Source organism: Peribacillus sp. N1, assembly GCF_054600815.1.
In genome coordinates, this window is the sequence record NZ_BAAHZO010000001.1 from 1,709,976 (window position 1) to 1,727,189 (window position 17,214).

General features: G+C 41.1%; 20 protein-coding genes and 2 riboswitches. Of the genes, 5 read left to right on the forward strand and 15 right to left on the reverse strand.

Going from position 1 to position 17,214, the window contains the following annotated elements; all coding sequences use genetic code 11:
• Positions 1-277: 277 nt before the first annotated feature.
• Complete coding sequence (locus ACYP5M_RS08235) at positions 278-1,114, reverse strand: lipoate--protein ligase family protein (RefSeq protein WP_459734869.1); 837 nt, start codon at positions 1,112-1,114, stop codon at positions 278-280.
• 203 nt (positions 1,115-1,317) lie between these two features.
• Between ACYP5M_RS08235 and ACYP5M_RS08240 the strand changes: the two genes are divergently transcribed.
• Positions 1,318-1,701, forward strand: a complete 384-nt coding sequence (locus ACYP5M_RS08240; RefSeq protein ID WP_076365383.1) for a rhodanese-like domain-containing protein — start codon at positions 1,318-1,320, stop codon at positions 1,699-1,701.
• 139 nt (positions 1,702-1,840) lie between these two features.
• Here the strand turns inward: ACYP5M_RS08240 and gcvPB are convergent, their stop codons facing one another.
• Genes gcvPB through gcvT form a run of 3 tightly spaced genes read right to left on the reverse strand, consistent with a single transcriptional unit; the run spans position 1,841 to position 5,761 of the window.
• Entirely contained in the window at positions 1,841-3,298 is a 1,458-nt protein-coding gene (gene gcvPB / locus ACYP5M_RS08245; protein WP_101222547.1) for an aminomethyl-transferring glycine dehydrogenase subunit GcvPB, read from the reverse strand.
• The gene (gene gcvPA / locus ACYP5M_RS08250) at positions 3,291-4,637 is read right to left on the reverse strand and encodes an aminomethyl-transferring glycine dehydrogenase subunit GcvPA (RefSeq protein ID WP_230177006.1); all 1,347 of its coding nucleotides are present in this window, start codon (positions 4,635-4,637) and stop codon (positions 3,291-3,293) included. The genes gcvPB and gcvPA overlap by 8 nt, the downstream gene beginning before the upstream one ends.
• 17 nt (positions 4,638-4,654) lie before the next feature.
• Positions 4,655-5,761 carry a glycine cleavage system aminomethyltransferase GcvT gene (gene gcvT / locus ACYP5M_RS08255; protein ID WP_459734870.1) on the reverse strand — a complete coding sequence of 369 codons (1,107 nt, stop codon included), beginning with the start codon at positions 5,759-5,761 and terminating at the stop codon, positions 4,655-4,657.
• Between the two features lie 138 nt (positions 5,762-5,899).
• Positions 5,900-5,983: riboswitch (glycine riboswitch) on the reverse strand.
• A 3-nt stretch (positions 5,984-5,986) separates the two neighbouring features.
• A riboswitch (glycine riboswitch) is annotated at positions 5,987-6,074 on the reverse strand.
• A gap of 376 nt (positions 6,075-6,450) precedes the next feature.
• Here gcvT and ACYP5M_RS08260 point away from each other — a divergent pair.
• Positions 6,451-8,139, forward strand: coding sequence for a DEAD/DEAH box helicase (locus ACYP5M_RS08260; RefSeq protein WP_101222549.1), 1,689 nt, complete (start codon positions 6,451-6,453; stop codon positions 8,137-8,139).
• Positions 8,117-8,914, forward strand: a complete 798-nt coding sequence (locus ACYP5M_RS08265; protein WP_459734871.1) for a YqhG family protein — start codon at positions 8,117-8,119, stop codon at positions 8,912-8,914. The genes ACYP5M_RS08260 and ACYP5M_RS08265 overlap by 23 nt, the downstream gene beginning before the upstream one ends.
• Before the next feature lie 46 nt (positions 8,915-8,960).
• Here the strand turns inward: ACYP5M_RS08265 and ACYP5M_RS08270 are convergent, their stop codons facing one another.
• From ACYP5M_RS08270 to ACYP5M_RS08310, 9 genes are all read right to left on the reverse strand, one after another.
• Complete coding sequence (locus ACYP5M_RS08270) at positions 8,961-9,146, reverse strand: YqzE family protein (protein WP_063233067.1); 186 nt, start codon at positions 9,144-9,146, stop codon at positions 8,961-8,963.
• 107 nt (positions 9,147-9,253) lie between these two features.
• Positions 9,254-9,640 (reverse strand): competence type IV pilus minor pilin ComGG, encoded by a 387-nt coding sequence (comGG, locus tag ACYP5M_RS08275; RefSeq protein ID WP_459734872.1) that lies wholly within the window; start codon positions 9,638-9,640, stop codon positions 9,254-9,256.
• Entirely contained in the window at positions 9,633-10,115 is a 483-nt protein-coding gene (gene comGF / locus ACYP5M_RS08280; protein WP_459734873.1) for a competence type IV pilus minor pilin ComGF, read from the reverse strand. Before comGF ends, comGG begins: the two co-directional genes overlap by 8 nt.
• On the reverse strand, positions 10,063-10,401 hold the full coding sequence (locus ACYP5M_RS08285) for a hypothetical protein (RefSeq protein ID WP_459734874.1): 339 nt from the start codon (positions 10,399-10,401) through the stop codon (positions 10,063-10,065). Before ACYP5M_RS08285 ends, comGF begins: the two co-directional genes overlap by 53 nt.
• A complete protein-coding gene (gene comGD / locus ACYP5M_RS08290; protein ID WP_459734875.1) occupies positions 10,388-10,831 on the reverse strand; it encodes a competence type IV pilus minor pilin ComGD in 444 nt (147 codons plus the stop codon). The genes ACYP5M_RS08285 and comGD overlap by 14 nt, the downstream gene beginning before the upstream one ends.
• Before the next feature lie 7 nt (positions 10,832-10,838).
• Positions 10,839-11,150, reverse strand: coding sequence for a competence type IV pilus major pilin ComGC (gene comGC / locus ACYP5M_RS08295; RefSeq protein WP_290370120.1), 312 nt, complete (start codon positions 11,148-11,150; stop codon positions 10,839-10,841).
• Between the two features lie 76 nt (positions 11,151-11,226).
• Positions 11,227-12,261 (reverse strand): competence type IV pilus assembly protein ComGB, encoded by a 1,035-nt coding sequence (gene comGB / locus ACYP5M_RS08300; protein WP_459734876.1) that lies wholly within the window; start codon positions 12,259-12,261, stop codon positions 11,227-11,229.
• Positions 12,245-13,330, reverse strand: a complete 1,086-nt coding sequence (comGA, locus tag ACYP5M_RS08305; protein WP_459734877.1) for a competence type IV pilus ATPase ComGA — start codon at positions 13,328-13,330, stop codon at positions 12,245-12,247. The genes comGB and comGA overlap by 17 nt, the downstream gene beginning before the upstream one ends.
• 96 nt (positions 13,331-13,426) lie before the next feature.
• A complete protein-coding gene (locus ACYP5M_RS08310; protein ID WP_459734878.1) occupies positions 13,427-13,807 on the reverse strand; it encodes a Spx/MgsR family RNA polymerase-binding regulatory protein in 381 nt (126 codons plus the stop codon).
• Positions 13,808-14,021: 214 nt separating this feature from the next.
• Here ACYP5M_RS08310 and ACYP5M_RS08315 point away from each other — a divergent pair, with 214 nt between their 5' ends.
• Positions 14,022-14,723, forward strand: coding sequence for a helix-turn-helix transcriptional regulator (locus tag ACYP5M_RS08315; RefSeq protein ID WP_459734879.1), 702 nt, complete (start codon positions 14,022-14,024; stop codon positions 14,721-14,723).
• 85 nt (positions 14,724-14,808) lie between these two features.
• The gene (locus ACYP5M_RS08320; RefSeq protein WP_076365317.1) at positions 14,809-15,051 is read left to right on the forward strand and encodes a DUF2626 domain-containing protein; all 243 of its coding nucleotides are present in this window, start codon (positions 14,809-14,811) and stop codon (positions 15,049-15,051) included.
• A 52-nt stretch (positions 15,052-15,103) separates the two neighbouring features.
• Here ACYP5M_RS08320 and ACYP5M_RS08325 read toward each other — a convergent pair whose 3' ends face one another.
• Positions 15,104-16,204 (reverse strand): class I SAM-dependent methyltransferase, encoded by a 1,101-nt coding sequence (locus tag ACYP5M_RS08325; protein WP_230177011.1) that lies wholly within the window; start codon positions 16,202-16,204, stop codon positions 15,104-15,106.
• Positions 16,205-16,500: 296 nt separating this feature from the next.
• Entirely contained in the window at positions 16,501-17,127 is a 627-nt protein-coding gene (locus tag ACYP5M_RS08330) for an MBL fold metallo-hydrolase (RefSeq protein ID WP_101222559.1), read from the reverse strand.
• Positions 17,128-17,214: the final 87 nt, after the last annotated feature.

Genomic DNA, 17,214 nt, shown 5'->3' on the forward strand with positions numbered 1-17,214 from the left:
ACTCAAAAATCAACATATAGTGTCGCATTAAATATTTCAACTACTATATATTGTGTTTGTTTTGAATAACTTTTAATTTTGTCAAACGATAAATCAATTAATATAGTTAGCAATAAGGAGGAAAATGTCGATTTACAATAATTTTTCATCAGATTTCAATTAATTTGGACCTTGCTTTTTCCCCATCCCTTTTAGGGCTTATCCCTGCAAGGGATGCGTTATTTGGTCAAACAAATCTGAAAAAACTTTTTTATTATCCACTCTAATTATGCTTCCTCTATCTCATGAAATTCCAATCATCGCTTTCATATTTGCTTTCTGCAATGGACTTCACTTCCAGCAATTGCTTTTCGGTGAGGACGTATGGCTCTAAATCGACCGAAAGTCCTTCGGCAAAACCTTTTTCAAAAGCTTCTTTCGCTTCAGGGATGGTAATCTTTCTCCCTGCAATATCATTTATGGCCACAGCTTTGTTTTTTAGGTTTTTTTGCATTCTCTCTTTAACCCTGTCATTTGAGAATTTAAATACGCTAAAAAGCTTATCATCATCAAGTTCAAGCAAAATGGATCCGTGCTGAAGGATGACGCCTTTTTGCCTGGTTTGAGCGCTGCCAGCGACCTTCCTGCCCTCAACGACCAGTTCATACCAGCTTGGAGCATCAAAGCAAACCGAAGACCTGGGCGATTTTAAAGCCGCTTTTTCCTGATCGGTTCGAGGCACGGCAAAATAAGCATCCAATCCCAGATTCCTGAATCCCATTAATATTCCTTCAGAAATGACACGATATGCTTCAGTAACGGTAGTCGGCATTCCCGGATAGGATTCTGGAACGATTACGCTATAAGTCAATTCATGCTCGTGCAGGACCGCTCGTCCTCCTGTTGGCCTGCGTACAAAACCAAGGCCCTGCCTTTTGACCTCTTCCAAATCAATTTCCGCTTCCGCCTTTTGAAAATAACCGATCGACAATGTAGCTGGATCCCAGCCGTAAAAGCGTATGATTGGCGGAATTTCCCCTTTGCTTTGCCAGTTTAACAGAGCTTCGTCCAGTGCCATATTAAAAGCCGGTGAACAATACCCCGAATCTATAAAACCCCATTTATCTTTAGCCATCCTTACCCCTCGTTTCGATAGACTGTTTTTCAATACCCCACAAAAAACTCACATGTAGTAGTTTAACAGACTTTAACACTCTAAAAAAGAAAGTACTATCAAGTCCATGAAGAATTTGATGAAAATTCTTTTTGATTATTGGGTAAAGCAATTATATAATAAAGATTGTCTGTATTCGTTAAGGTAGAAGGGAGTTTTTATGTTTGGAAATATTATATACACTGCTCATCATCTTAGGAGTGGTTATTGCGTATTCACTTTTTAATTGGTACCGCCAGCGTAAAATCGTTAAAACACTAACACAGGACGAATTTATCGCTAACTACAGAAAAGTGCAGCTAATCGATGTGCGGGAACCGAATGATTTCGATAATGGCCATATCTTAGGCGCAAGAAACATCCCTATGACTCAAATGAAAACACGCTTGGTCGAAATTAGGCCGGACAAGCCTGTATATTTGTACGCTCAAAGCGAAATCATCAGCGGCAGAGCTGCAGCCATGCTATACAAAAAGGGCTACAGGGAACTTTTTCACCTAAAGGGCGGTTTCAAAATGTGGACCGGGAAAATCAAAGCAAAGAAATAAGACCCCATCTCCGCATGGGCTCTTTTTAATTCAATAGCTCAAGGAAAAGAAAGTTAACTGCTGGACTTTAATGAAATCTTACATAAACATGAAAAATCCCCGCCGGCAGGCAGGGATTTTTTTCGTATAAGCTATCAATCTAGGCTTGATAACGCAGAACAGGTTTTCTTGCAGCAAGAGTTTCATCAAGCCGCTTTATAACGGTTGTATGCGGAGCTTCCTGAACGATTTCCGGGGTTTCTTCCGCTTCCTTGGCAATCTGGATCATCGCATCGATGAACGCATCCAGCGTTTCTTTTGACTCGGTTTCAGTCGGTTCTATCATCATTCCTTCCTCCACGTTCAACGGGAAGTAAATGGTTGGAGGATGATACCCGAAATCCAGTAATCTTTTGGCTATATCGAGAGTCCTAACCCCCAATTTCTTTTGCCGGCGTCCGCTTAATACGAATTCGTGCTTACAATGACGATTATATGGTAAGTCAAAATAAGGTTCCAACTTGCGCATCATATAATTGGCATTGATGACCGCATTTTCGGTGACAGCTTTAAGGCCATCAGGCCCCATTGAACGAATGTACGTATATGCCCTCACGTTAATCCCGAAATTACCATAATAAGGTTTTACCCTGCCAATGGATTGCGGACGATCATAATCAAGAGCGAATTGCTCACCTTGTTTAATTATAAGAGGTTTAGGCAAGTAAGGAATCAAGTCCGACTTCACACCTACAGGACCAGAACCCGGACCGCCGCCGCCATGCGGACCTGTGAATGTTTTATGGAGATTTAAGTGAACCACATCAAAGCCCATGTCACCCGGGCGTGCTTTTGAAAGGACTGCATTCAGATTGGCTCCGTCATAATAAAGCTTCCCACCTGCATCATGGACAAGTTGTGCCATTTCCAAGATGTTTTCTTCAAATAATCCCAATGTATTGGGGTTCGTCAGCATCAAGGCCGCCGTATCAGGTCCGACAACACGCTTTAAATCTTCAAGGTCGACTAATCCATTTTCATCGGATTTCACTGTAATCGTTTCAAGTCCGGCAACAGTGGCAGAGGCAGGATTCGTACCGTGTGCAGAATCAGGTACAATCACTTTCGTCCGTTCTGTATCGCCATTCGCTTCGTGAAAAGCGCGAATCATCATCAACCCTGTCCACTCACCATGTGCACCTGCTGCAGGCTGTAATGTCACTTGGTCCATCCCGGTGATTTCAGTTAAGTGTTCCTGCAAATCAAATAAGAGTCCCAATGCTCCCTGAACGGTAGCCGGATCTTGATATGGATGGATATGGGCAAAGCCGTTGAAACGTGCCACGTTTTCATTTATTTTCGGATTATATTTCATCGTGCATGAACCCAGCGGATAAAAACCCGAATCCACCCCATGATTCCGTTTGGAGAGTGCTGTATAGTGACGCATGATATCCAGTTCGGACACCTCAGGCAGTTCTGCCTCTTCTTCACGGATGTAGTCGGCAGGAAGAATTTCTTCGAGCGGAATAGTTGCAACATCCATTTCTGGCAGACTGTACCCGATTCGACCGGAAGTACTGATTTCAAAAATGAGTGATTGATCTTGATTATTCATGTTGATCCCCCAATTCCTGCGCAAGTGCATCAATTTCTTCTTTTGTTCTAAGTTCAGTTACCGCAACCAGCATATGGTCTTTCAGCTCAGGATAAACCGTCCCTAAATCAAAGCCGCCGATCATCCCTTTTTCAAAAAGGCTTTTATTGATCTCTGAAAACGAAGCAGGCAGTTTAATGATAAATTCATTGAACGAAGGACCGTCGAATATCACTTCCACCCCTACTGCCATAATTGCTTTTTTCGCATAATGTGCTTTTTGAATATTTTGCACGGCCATTTCCTTGACACCCTTTTTCCCAAGGGCGGTCATTGCAACAGAAGCTGCCAACGCATTCAAAGCTTGATTGGAACAAATGTTGGATGTGGCCTTGTCACGGCGAATGTGCTGTTCACGAGCTTGTAGCGTTAGTACAAATCCCCTTTTACCATTTTCATCCACGGTTTGACCGACGAGTCGGCCCGGAACTTTCCGAACAAGTTTATTAGTAACCGCAAAATATCCACAATGAGGTCCACCGAATGCCGCTGGAATGCCGAATGGCTGAGCATCCCCCGTTACGATATCTGCACCGAGTGCACCAGGGGATGTCAAAGCTCCCAATGCAAGCGGATTACTGGAAACGATAAACATGGATTTGACGCCATGAATGATTTCTTCCATTTCCTTCAATGGCTCGATCCGGCCAAAAAAGTTCGGATATTGCACGATCACTCCTGCAATGTCCTCATTCGCCAATTCCTTTAAAGCAGCTAAGTCCGTCACACCGTCTTTATAAGGAATTTCGATCACTTCCACGCGTTGCCCTTTCGCATATGTCTTCACGACTTCTCTTGATTCAGGATGAACGGTTCCTGAAATGAGAATCTTCTTGCGGCGTGTCTGTCCTGAAGCAAGCATGGCTGCTTCAGCCAGCGCTGTCCCGCCGTCATACATGGAGGAGTTAGCCACATCCATGCCCGTCAATTCACATATCATCGTTTGATATTCAAAGATTGCTTGAAGCTCTCCCTGTGAAATTTCAGGCTGATAGGGTGTATAAGCCGTGTAAAATTCAGAACGGGATAGAACATGATCGACGATGACCGGTGCATAATGGTCATAGACACCCGCACCAAGGAAGGAAGCATAGTTTTTAAGATCCGCATTCTTGGCAGCAAGCCTTGATAACTCTTTCATTAATGCTGGTTCCGATTTAGCAGGCTTGATATCGTATTCTCCTTGAAAACGAACGCTCTCAGGGATATCATTGAAAAGTTCTTCAGCAGTGGATACCCCTATCGCTTTCAGCATTTCTTGTTTATCTTGCTCTGTCATGGGTAAATAACGATGTTTCATCTAATGACCATTCCCCTCTATTTACGTGGTTTTTTATAAAAAGGTGTTTGTATTATAACGGCTTTCAAACGTTTGGAACGGATCTCCACTTCGACTTCCGCATCCAGCACTGAAAATTCCTTATCGATAAGTACCAAACCCACGTTTTTCTTCAACGTTGGTGATTGGGTACCGGTCGTGACCTCGCCAATGACTTTATCACCGCTGTAGACCTTATACCCATGACGTGGAATGCCACGGTCTATCATTTCAATTCCCACAAGCTTGCGAGGAGCTCCTTTCTCCTTTTGCTCAGCAAGAACGGCTTTCCCGAAAAAATCAACTTCCTTATCGACTTTTACTGCAAAACCAATCCCGGCTTCTATCGGGGTGATGTCTGCTGAAAGCTCCTGCCCATACAACGGCAGTTTCGCTTCAAAACGCAGGGTATCACGAGCACCTAAACCAATCGGCTGAACTCCCTCTTCGTTTCCGGCATCCATAATCGCCTTCCAAAGGGCTGGACCATTTTCACTGTCACTATATATCTCAAAGCCATCCTCACCAGTGTATCCAGTACGGGATACCATCGTGGAGATACCGTTAATCATGACATTTTCCTTGAACTTGAAAAATCCAATTTCACTTAAAGCTGTATTTCCCGATAGTTTTTGTAAAATCTTCTCTGCAGATGGTCCTTGAAGTGCCAGCTGTGTATAGTCACTAGATACATTCTTGATTTGGACATCTTCCGATAAATGAGCTTGCAGCCAATTGAAATCTTTTTCTGTGTTCGCTGCATTGACCACGAGCAGATAGTCATCCTCAGCCCTTTTATACACGATGAGATCATCAACCGTGCCTCCGTTTTCATAACACATGGCGGAATATTGGGCACCGCCCTGTTTCAGCTTTGCTATATCATTAGTCAGCATCTTTTGTAAAAAGGAAAGGCTCCCAGGACCCTTAACATCGACTTCACCCATATGGGAAACATCGAATAACCCCGCTTTTGTACGTACGGCTTCATGTTCGTCCTTTATACCCGAAAATTGGACAGGAAGTTCCCAGCCGCCAAAATCAATCGTTTTACCTCCGTATTCACGATAAACCTCAAATAGTGGTGTTCTTTTTAAATCGGTCAAAAAATGACCCCCTTCAGATTTTTTTAAATTAATTGGCTTCATTATCAAAAGCTTCTTGTCATTACGCATCAGATATATCCTGATTCATGATGTGAAAAAAGCACAAAAAAGGACAGAGAAAGCCCGTTTGAGCTTTTTCTCTGTCCTGAAACCTGAAAGTTTACCTATGTAATAGGTTTTCCCCTTTGGTGGCCGTCCCAAAACGGGCGGCGCTCTCCAGAGTTGCGTCCAATAAGAGTTCTTTTGCCTGAGAGATTCACTGCTAAGTTTGCTCCTTCGGCGCTACATCCGTAGTCTCTCCCCTTATCTTCACCCGCATATAAATGGTCTACCAATGAAAGGAAGCGAATAAGCCACCAAACATCGGTAAAACCTCTGAGCATCGTGGAATGCATTCTCTGCCAATTCTCCTGAAACCTCAGAAACCGTTTGATTGGTCTCCTTCAGTAATCTTGGATAAATTAGAAGCCTATAGCCCATACTAAGAAAACGCGAACTGCAAAATCGATGTACAAAGATTCTTTGTAGCGTTGGGAAATTGGAATTTTCTAAATATACTTATATCCTACCCTAAGAAACTTATCTCTGCAATATCTTTTGAAGAGAAATATTTTTCTTACTTCACATATGAAATGTTCGGGTTTTGACCTTTTATTAAGGAAAATATGATTTAAGAGGGAGTTATTTCTATGAAAATCAATATATCCTTTAATTCTGAATGGAATGACGAGTTTCTGCAAAAGATGGAAAATGACGGTCCATGGGGAAACTGGGAGCTTTATAAGCTCGCGGTTCAAATGGAGGAAAATCTTATCATCCCTGATTTTGAAGGTTTACAGGCGCCCAAGCACCTTCCGCAGTTAACCCCGCTTCCCCATCAATTGGAAGCAGCCAAGCAAGTGGTGGAAAAGATGAATGGAAAGGCCATTTTAGCTGATGAGGTAGGGCTCGGAAAAACAATTGAAGCTGGATTGATCCTAAAAGAGTATATGATTAGGGGCCTTGTAAAAAAAGTTTTGATCCTTGTTCCGGCTTCCCTTGTCACACAATGGGCTTTTGAATTGAATACCAAGTTTCATATACCGGCAGTCGTTCAGAGAAAAAGCTATGTTTGGGACTCCTGTGATGTGGTCATTTCATCCATTGATACAGCGAAACGAGCTCCACATCGAGATATCATTTTCAAGCAGGAATACGACTTCATCATTATTGATGAAGCTCATAAACTTAAAAATAATAAGACGAAGAACTATGAATTCGTCCAAAATCTGAAAAAGAAATTTTGTTTACTCCTGACAGCCACTCCGATTCAAAATAAAGTCGAGGAAATTTTCCACCTCGTTTCGTTATTGAAACCAGGCCACTTGGGAAATGCCTCACTTTTTTCAGAAAAGTATAAAGGGAAAGGCCGGAACATAATTGAAGATGAACACCTAAAGGAACTTGTCAACACTGTCATGATTCGAAACCGGCGGGCCGATACTGGCATTGAATGGACAAAACGGCATGTGGAGACCATCACCATTGAATTTTCTCCAACGGAACAAGCATTGTACGATGCTGTTTCCAAATTCAAACCTATTTCGGATGGTTCTAAAGGAAGCGCCTTTTCGGCTCTCACTCTCCAAAGGGAAGCATGCAGCAGCAGAGAGGCGGTCTTTTATACATTAAAGAATATGAAAAATAAATATGATCAGCCTTCCCCTGACTTTTTGGCAAAGCTTGATGATTTATTTTCTAAAGTGAATGAAACGGTTCAGAACTCAAAGGCTGAAAAAGCTTTGGAACTGATCAAGAAAATTGATGATAAAGTCATTATCTTTACCGAATACCGGGCGACTCAGCTATATCTACAATGGTACCTACAGCAGAATGGAATTTCTTCAGTTCCTTTCCGAGGCGGTTTTAAGCGCGGAAAGAAAGACTGGATGCGAGAATTATTCCAAAAAAATATACAGGTATTGATTGCAACAGAAGCTGGCGGGGAAGGGATAAACCTTCAGTTTTGCCATCACTTGATTAATTTTGACCTGCCATGGAACCCGATGAGGCTCGAACAGAGAATCGGACGGATACACCGCCTTGGTCAGGAAGAAGATGTGATGATTTATAACTTTGCCACGAAAAATACAGTGGAAGAACATATTCTAAAGTTACTATATGAAAAAATAAATTTATTCGAGAAAGTAATCGGCGAATTGGATGATATTCTAACCAAACTGGATATTAACAACATTGAAGAATATTTGATTGATGTAGTCGGCGAATCCAAAACAGAGGGCGAAATGAAAATCAAGATGGATAATTTTTCATCGTTAATCCAATTCGCCCAATCAATGAAGGAAGGTGAGGTTCATGCAGCAACGGGAAATTCATGATTTTTTAATAACTTACTTTAAAGCCAATGATTGTGAAATACTGGATAATGCACCAACCCACCTTACAGTCCAATTGACGATTGATATGGATAAAGAATTAATGAACAGACCCTTTTATTGGCATTATCTAGAAAAAACAGGCGGCGTTCCAAACCTAGCACAGATGACTTTCATTACCGATCCAGAACTAGCTCCATCCGATTTAAAGGGAGAAATGATTCATTTTGGCTCCCCACGCCTTCACCAGATTATTCAATCTACCAAAAAGCTGGCAGGATATACTAGACTTTTTGAGGATACCCCTCCATCAAAAGGGGGAAATAATCCTTTGTTTCCTTGGCTGACCCTGAATGTGAAAATATCCTATCAATGCGATCGTAAAAAGGATACCTTCATGTCGATCGGTTTGAATTTAATCTCAGGTGAGATCATGGAAAGGTTTCACCATCGGGTTTTACCGATAAAGGTCACCCCCAAAATACCGGATTACTCCTTTACGCTTTCACCGCTCATCATGCCCAAGAGCGGATTGGCAAGACTGGATACATACATCAGGACCAGTTTCGAGGATGATGACCATTCCTGGGCAGAGGAAGCAATGCTTCGCTGGCAGAATGACTTGAATTTATTGGAGCATTTTTACAAGGATATGGAAGAAAAAAGTGAGAGCTATTTTACCGAAAAAGATGCCTTAAAAGCTCAATATGAACCCAACATCCGAATATCCATCATCAACGGAGGGTTATTTTACCTTTCTGATAGGGCATTGGGATAAGTAAGAACAATAAAAAAACAGATGCCCTAAATTCAGGACATCTGTTTTATTTTTTGATATTTTTCCTTACGAACATCGACAAAGCAAAAGGGACAATGCCAAACCAATGGGACATACCATGATTTTTATCCTCTTTTCTGTGACGGCGCTTTTCTTTTCGTTCTTTTTTCGTCAGATTAAAATACTCGACAAGCTGCTGAGTCAGATATTTAATATAAGCGTTTGTAGACATATAAAATAATCACCCTATGCAAAGTATGCCCCGTTTACGCAGCTTTTATTCCTTTGCTTGTTCCCTGAACACGTGTACCTGACTTAAAAGAATGTTGATTTTGCGTATTAAATAGCCTGCTTTTCCAACCATTCTTTCACTTCCCCCGCTTCTTTATCATATTGAATGATGACCCTTCCCTCGCGGTCATTTTTAGTCGTGGAAGAGAACTCGATATAGACATAAGGACCTTCTTCTTTCATTACGGAATACCGCACCACACCATTAGGGTATGAAATTTCCCCCTGGATGATTTTTGGGATCTCTTCGCCCCACTCTGCCGTCACATCCTTGATTGCTAAATGGACAAGATGGTCCGCCACAAGCGATTCTTCCACTTCTTTATAAAATTTTTTATCAATGATAAACTGATCGATCATTAGTATCGTGAACATGATGAAAACACTCGCTACAATCATGACCATCGGGAAAACGACTCCTTTTTGATTATTCATCGACTTTCGTGACATTCCTAAAGAAAGGATGAAATCTTCGACTGAAAGTAGTCCCTGCTTTATCCGTTATATTTATAACAATGACACTGCCATCCTTCTCAACCTGGAATTTCGAAATGTTCTGTAAGATGACCTCATGCCCCATACCATTCACTCGTCTTCGGACCTTATCTTCATATTGTTCAAACGATGATAATTGTTCATCTGAAAGCATCAAATATAATTTATTTCCCATTACATCCTGAGCTTTGGAACTCCGGACCTCCTGCTTCATTTGCATGGTAAAGACCTCCCACTCTTTAGGATGCAATTTATCAACGGACCCCATCTGGGTGTGAATGATTGAAAAAAGCTGTAGAACAAAAAGGGACGTCGTCATTAATATCATTAAAGAAAAAAGCATTTCGATCATCGTAAAGCCATCATTTTTTCGCAGCATCACAAATGGATTCATGATTACCCGATTCATCTTCATAACGTACACACCCTTCAATCATCCCCGGGAAATCCCCATTGTCCTTCCAAACCAATTCATAGGATCTTCTTTTGTAAATGATTTCCTGACCAATTGCTTGTATTTCCCCATCCATGAACGCCGTCAATCTTTCATATAATAAATGGTGGGCTTCTGTCCTTACGGCAATATCTTTCCGATGCGTCATTAACTCTTCAAGAATCGGTAAAATGGCAAGTACCAGGAAAATACAAATGGAAAATGCGGCCATCAGCTCAAGGTAAACGTAACCTTTACAATTTCTCAATCCTGAACCTCCCTTTACCGATATTGAGGACCAATTTGTACATTCCTTTTGACGTATCAATCATAATCGTTCCGGCTTTTGAAGCATTTCCATACTGATTAAAATGGAAGCTAAACCCCAAAGTGCCACTTAAAAACTGAATATCCTTTGGTATGCTCCTCTCTAGAACGATCCCTTCCTTATAAGATGACACGGTATAAACCTTTTTGGCATTATTAATATGAAGGTAGATCAAGCTCTCATGACTGATGGCATACTGCTGTGCATAGAAGATATCTTCATGGAATTGAGAAAGAAATAGCCTATTTTCCATGCCTTTAGTGAAGCTAGGATATAGATTAGGACCGATGGAAATCAGTAGTACAAAAATAACGAGGACAATAAGGATTTCAGATAATGTATACCCCCCATTGGACTGCCGTATATTCACTCCTCTCCTACTCAACGACCGTTATCTTTCCTTTACTATCCAAACTAATATCATCCCCATTAGGACAGGATGTCTGTTTGAGATAGCCTTGACTTTCCAATTCACCGATACTTCCGGGCAGTTTAGCATTATCGATCTCATAGGCCTGTACCTGTGCTTGGGCCATCTTCACGAATGCTTCACAACCTTTGGACTGAATCGTAGATTGGTTCTTTGTGATATTGGGGATTGTTATAATCAAAAGGATGGAAATTACCAGTAAAACAATAAGCATTTCAATTAGTGTAAACCCACGTTCATTCATCACGTTCTTCAACATATCCATCATGCTCCTGAACCACCTGAATACTAGATGGCTTCGAGCATTTTCACCTCCGGAATACAATAATAAAATCCTATATACTTTCGAGCAGTGAGAACATCGGCAGCAAAACCGCCAAATAAATGGACACGATCAACAGACCTATCAGTGAAAACATGAGAGGCTGAATGATTTTTAAGATTGCATTCATTCTCTCTTCAATTTTCTCCAGTATAAAACGACTGTAATGAAGTAGCTCCGCATCAAGTCTGCCATATTTTTGACCATTTGCAGCGACCACCGGCAAATTACCATCAAAATATGGAAGCTCCCGAAAAATCAATTCAAGTGATCTGCCCTCAATCAGATCATCCTTAATGATATTGCATAGTTTTTGGTAAAAGGGCTGCTGTTGGTTTATCGAGAATAATTTAATGCTATCGTTAATCGATAGCCCTCCGGAGAGTAAGCCACTTAATTGGCTTGCAAAAAAATAAGTTTCGTATAATTTGATGAAGTTCCCGAATATCGGAATTCTCATCAAAATCCTCCGCTGCCTTAATGGGCACAATCCGTTAAACCAAAATCGTTTGAGTACATACAAGAATAGGAGCAATCCGAGTAAAAAGAAGGGGAGTGCTGGAAGAATGAATGTGGAAGCTGATATTAATCTCAAGAGTGTATGCTGATCGACATCCATCGTGAAATAGATTGTCTGGAATTTAGGAAGGAGAACACTCTGAAGAATATAAAAAACAATACCTACAAAAAGGACTAAGAACACAGGATACACCATTAACTTTTTTACTTTATCCATATCCTCGGTTCTTTTCTTCCAATATCGCCCTCCTTCTTTCAACGCCCGTTCCAGGTCGCCGTATTGTTCTCCATAAAATATATAACTTACAAGCTGCGGATGAAAATTCAGATGGGTCAGCACCAAGTGCAGCGGGAAACCGTTCCTTAAATCGGCTTTAGCCTGAGTGAAGTCTTCCGCTTTCTTCTTTGATTCCTGAAATTCAAGAAAATGCAGAGCCTCCGCCAAGGGATAACCATGCTTCAATAATTCACCTAGCTTCGAAATAAAAACCGCCTGCTCTTTTACCCTCCATTTACTTATTGGTTTCATGGTATACCAGCCGTTCATATTCCTCTGAATCCACATAGCCCATCGCAACCGCTTTTCCAATTTCATCCTTCAATTGGCGGTAGCTGACCGTTGCCATTCCTTTTTCATCTCCCATTATCCTGAGAACCTCAGCCAGGCTTTTTCCATAGAGCAATTCATATACACTGGCCCTTTTATTCCTGGCAGTCATCTTGCAAGCAAAAGTACAGTCCCCTTTACATGGAAGACATCGCAATTCAACCAGCCGCTGTGCTGTCACGCCAATCAAGCTCTGTTCAACCTCAAGCAAGCTGACACCAAATTCCAGTAACCTGGAGATGGCGCCCTTGGCATCCCTTGTATGCATGGTTGTAAGTATCAAATGACCGGTTAAAGCGGCACGCACTGCAATTTTGGCAGTTTCTGCATCCCTGACTTCCCCAACCATGATCACGTCGGGGTCATGCCTCAGGACGGCTTTTAGACCGACAGAATACGTAATGCCCGCCTTTTCATTGATTTGGACTTGCAGTACCTTTTCGGATACATTTTCAATGGGATCTTCAAGTGTAATGATATTTCGATTGATCATTTCGTAGGCATGGTGAAGCAGGGAATATAATGTCGTGGTTTTTCCACTGCCAGTCGGACCGGTAAATATGAGCATGCCATGGGAATGCTTCAGGAGTGCAATCAATTTTTGGACGGTATTTGGAAATAAGGATAACTGTTCGAGAGGAAGGATATTCTGTTGGGGTATTAAGCGGATGACCAAACTTTCAAGATGGGCAGTGGGTAAAGTGGAAAGGCGGAGCCCGACAACCTGGTTAGCCAAATTAATGGTGAGGGCACCACTCTGGGGCCTCCTTTTCTCCCCTATATCCATCGAGGCAAGGAACTTCAAATGAGCGATCAGCCTTTCAGCTTCAAAGAATGATAATGTTTCCTGGGGTACAAGCTTATTGTCTATCCTGAATTGGATGAGAGGTCCCTCCCTCCGAAAAAAAATGTGGATATCCGATGCAGATTCCTGAATGGCACGGGTTAATATTTTTTCTGCGGTCTTTTCAATCGATATCAATTCATTCATCACCTCCTATATTTCTTGTTGTAAGGATTCGACAATCCACGACAAATTCCTGCTCCAGTATAAAAAAAATTCCCGAAAAGAACTTCGAGAATCATCTTACATGCTCACTTTCAATTCAAGCCTTTGGGAAACCAAATTTCTTAAAGCGTCTACATTATGACCTATCACCAGCTTTTCCCCGTCAATTAGGATGGGTCTTCTTAATAACTTCGGTTCTTTTGTTAATAATTGGATGACATCAGAAAGCATCATTTCGTCAATATTAACTTGTAAGTCTTTGTAAGCTTCACTTCTTGTTGCCAAGACTTCATCAAGTCCTTCCGTTGTCAATTCAAGTATTCTTTTTAACTCTGCTGAAGTTGGAGTTTCTCTGAATAAATGCCGTTCATCGAAGGAAACATGATTGGCCCTTAACCATTTTTTTGTTTTTCGGCAAGATGTACAACTTGGGTACGAAAAGAAAGTTAACTGTGCCATACTAATCACTCCCCGTTCACATTTTGTATACAATTATAATATATATAATGATTGTATAACATTTGTACAATTGATGTATATTTTTTTGCATTATAAAACAGTTTAAATTGTGAACTTTTTTTAAACTAAAGGGAGTTAGCGCTTTCTATTATTCCATTTTTTTCTGCCTGCATTATAATGAACATAGGTAAACTATGGAATACAGGAGGGTGTAATGGAACAAACGTTAAAAATAACAAACGTGTTAGCAGATCCCACCAGATATTATATATATCAGCATATTGTGAAAAACCATGGCGATGTTTCGGTACAGCAAATTGCCGATTCTTTTAACATCCATCCAAATGTTGCACGTTTACATTTGTCAAAACTTGAAGATATCGAAATGTTGACCTCGGATGCCCGAAGGACGGGTAAAGGCGGTCGCCCGAGCCGGCTTTATCGATTATCTGATAAAGTCATTCAGCTTCATTTTCCATATAGGAACTATCAGCTGCTTTCCAGGATTGCAATTCAGACGATGATGACATTAGGGGAACATGGAAAACAGGCTCTTTATGAAACGGGAAAAGGCTACGGGGAGGAACTGATAAAGCAGCAACTAGCCCTGAACTCGAAGTCGATCGATCGAATTGCTTTTGAGGAAAAAGTCAGCATGCTTAAAAATGCGGCTACCATCGCAGGGTTATCTCCTGAAATACAAGCAAGCGAAGAAGAAAATAAAATATACTTTCGTATCTTCAATTGCCCGTTTAAGGAAGTTACTGAAGTGGAGCCAGGGACAATCTGCTCCATGCACAATTCATTTTTAGAAGGTATGTTCGAAGCCTTGTTTGATAATGTCAATATTGTGGAATTAGAAAACATGCTGTCCAATTGTACAGCATGCTCATACCAGGCTTCGGTTCTCACATAGAAACAAAAGGCATCCTTTACATTACCTTACAATTTCATTTATAATTATTTAGAATGTACACGACTAGACATAAGGAGGGATTCGGATGGAACGCATGTTCAGAGTATGTGGATTTTGGACAGGAATTATGGCAATTTTCTTTTATCTTGGCCATATGCATCAAACGTCTTTGCTTTTCTTTGCACAAACGATCTTTTTTGTTCTTTTAAGTTATTTGAAATTATCTGAGCGCATGTATATTTATGTTTTCGGCGCCTATCTTACCGTTTTCTTTGCAGGATTTTCCTACTGGAGCGTATTTATGATGACTCCTGGTACTGCGCATTAAGAACAAGCAATATTACATAACCCATGAATTTTGATTCATGGGTTTTTACTTGTTACCATTCAGGAAAGATCCTTACATCGTCTGCTAAATTCTTCGATTGAAGCAACACTTTGAAATGTTCACTAAATCCCCCTGGAACGATTAGCCCACGAATTGCACGATTACGCTTCGCCGTTTTCGAGAATGGATCAGTTCCTTGATGGTCCCTCAATTCCTCTAATATTCCTGCCTTAAGCAAGAATTCATTTTGAAGAAAAAGCCCATGATTGGAAAGATCCTTTCTTTTTCCAATCTCGATTAATGTGTCAAAATGGATATGTGTCGTCAGATCCATATCACCAGGATACATAAGTGGATCTTTAATCATTTGGTGCTCATAATAGCCCCTCAAGCTCCCTTGAAGATGAGCTGGCTCCTTCCATTCCCTTTCGGTATAGCCATAATCAATTGTAAGGAGTATACCCGATTCAATACAGGAAACGATCTTCTCATATTCACGGACCATTTTTAACGGAACTTCATATCGTTGTCTTTCATTTAAGGTGATAGTTCGTTCTGTAAGGTAAGATAGAATGTCAGGGTTGTCCAAAGGTTCCCTCATCTCTACAAAATCTCCTTCCTTTTCAGTGACGAAAACCTCAACGAGGGCTCCCTTATACTTTTCGATCACATGTACAGGCAACGCGTCGAAAAGTTCATTTGAAAAGAGGATACCATTTACCTTCGTCCATTTTTCCAAACTGGCAGCAGAAACTGCCTGTTTGAACATCCCTATACGTTCTTGCTGAAGCCTTCTATGAAATGGACTTTCATCCACAAGGATATAAGTCAAAGAGTCCCATATCTGCGGTTCCAATTCCTTCATGGAAACGAGGATATCATAAGCGAGCTTACCATCACCTGCGCCGACCTCGATGATTTTTGGTGAAACTCCGCAGCTTTTTATTAAATAAACGAACCATCTGGCCAGAGATCTCCCAAATGCATCCCCAACATTGCCAGACGTATAAAAATCCCCTCTGGAGCCAATCTTCTTTTTTTCGCGTACATAGTAGCCTATATTGGGCGCATATAAAACAGCTTCCATATAGTCATGATAGGAAATTCTTTTTTGGGGGCTTCCTGCAATCAATTCCTTTAAGTGATTTTTCAACACAATGCCTCCGTCTCCATGATCTTCAATCATATGAAAATTAAATGTTCCTTTTCTTTACAAAACACATAAGTTCACAAAATGTTCAATTTTTTCATCTTACAGTCATAAGCGTGCCATCATTACAAAATGAATGTTTTCGACAAATCTTAGTTCAGAGCTGAATCAAAGTCATGCACACAAGGCAAGGCCCCATTTTTTATATTCAGTATAGTTCTGGAAATGACCCATTTCAATATTTTTACATAATTAAGACTTTTAAAAAAACAGGTGCCATACGGCACCTGCAAAGGTCATTATCTCAAAAAGGGATTAGTATTCTTTTCATCCAGAATGGTCGTGACAGGCCCATGACCAGGAAATACGATCGTATCATCAGAAAGTGACAGCAGCTTCGTTTCAATGCTATTTAACAGCACTGCCTCGCTTCCGCCTATTAAATCGGTTCTGCCTACGCTTCCTTGGAACAAGACGTCCCCTGAAAATAGGAGCCGTTGCTCCTTGGCATAATACGAAACGCTCCCTGGTGAGTGTCCGGGAGTTTCGAATACTTCGAAAGTGAATCCCCCAATAGTAAGTTCTTGCTCATTTGCCAGGAAGTGATCGGCAGGCTTCATGCGCATTGGATTTTCAGGGAACCAGTTTTGAGAACCATTCAATGCGGGATCAAGTAGCCACTTGGCCTCTTTTTCATGAATATATGCAGGTATCCCATAATGTTCCCGAATAGCATCAAGAGCACCGATATGGTCAAAATGTGCATGTGTCAATAAAATCGCCAAAGGCTTTAAGTTTTTTGTTTGTATGTACTGTATGATTTTCTGCGGCTCTTCACCCGGATCGAAAATGATGCAATCCTGTCCATCGGAAACTACATAACAATTCGTTTGCAGCGGGCCTAGAGGTATTTGTGTCCATTTCATTTCCATCAGCTCCAATATGATTTTCTATCTTCATCTTACACTAATTAGGCTGCTAATGTTAATCCAGTTTACTCAAGTCATAGAAGT

Coding starts and splice junctions, on each gene's coding strand:
- ACYP5M_RS08235 (WP_459734869.1), bottom strand. CDS start 1,114: ATGGCTAAAGATAAATGGGGTTTTATAGATTCGGGGTATTGTTCACCG.
- gcvPB (WP_101222547.1), bottom strand. CDS start 3,298: ATGAATAATCAAGATCAATCACTCATTTTTGAAATCAGTACTTCCGGT.
- gcvPA (WP_230177006.1), bottom strand. CDS start 4,637: ATGAAACATCGTTATTTACCCATGACAGAGCAAGATAAACAAGAAATG.
- ACYP5M_RS08260 (WP_101222549.1), top strand. CDS start 6,451: ATGAAAATCAATATATCCTTTAATTCTGAATGGAATGACGAGTTTCTG.
- ACYP5M_RS08265 (WP_459734871.1), top strand. CDS start 8,117: ATGCAGCAACGGGAAATTCATGATTTTTTAATAACTTACTTTAAAGCC.
- ACYP5M_RS08270 (WP_063233067.1), bottom strand. CDS start 9,146: ATGTCTACAAACGCTTATATTAAATATCTGACTCAGCAGCTTGTCGAG.
- comGG (WP_459734872.1), bottom strand. CDS start 9,640: ATGAATAATCAAAAAGGAGTCGTTTTCCCGATGGTCATGATTGTAGCG.
- comGF (WP_459734873.1), bottom strand. CDS start 10,115: ATGAAGATGAATCGGGTAATCATGAATCCATTTGTGATGCTGCGAAAA.
- comGC (WP_290370120.1), bottom strand. CDS start 11,150: ATGTTGAAGAACGTGATGAATGAACGTGGGTTTACACTAATTGAAATG.
- comGB (WP_459734876.1), bottom strand. CDS start 12,261: ATGAAACCAATAAGTAAATGGAGGGTAAAAGAGCAGGCGGTTTTTATT.
- comGA (WP_459734877.1), bottom strand. CDS start 13,330: ATGAATGAATTGATATCGATTGAAAAGACCGCAGAAAAAATATTAACC.
- ACYP5M_RS08310 (WP_459734878.1), bottom strand. CDS start 13,807: ATGGCACAGTTAACTTTCTTTTCGTACCCAAGTTGTACATCTTGCCGA.
- ACYP5M_RS08315 (WP_459734879.1), top strand. CDS start 14,022: ATGGAACAAACGTTAAAAATAACAAACGTGTTAGCAGATCCCACCAGA.
- ACYP5M_RS08320 (WP_076365317.1), top strand. CDS start 14,809: ATGGAACGCATGTTCAGAGTATGTGGATTTTGGACAGGAATTATGGCA.
- ACYP5M_RS08330 (WP_101222559.1), bottom strand. CDS start 17,127: ATGAAATGGACACAAATACCTCTAGGCCCGCTGCAAACGAATTGTTAT.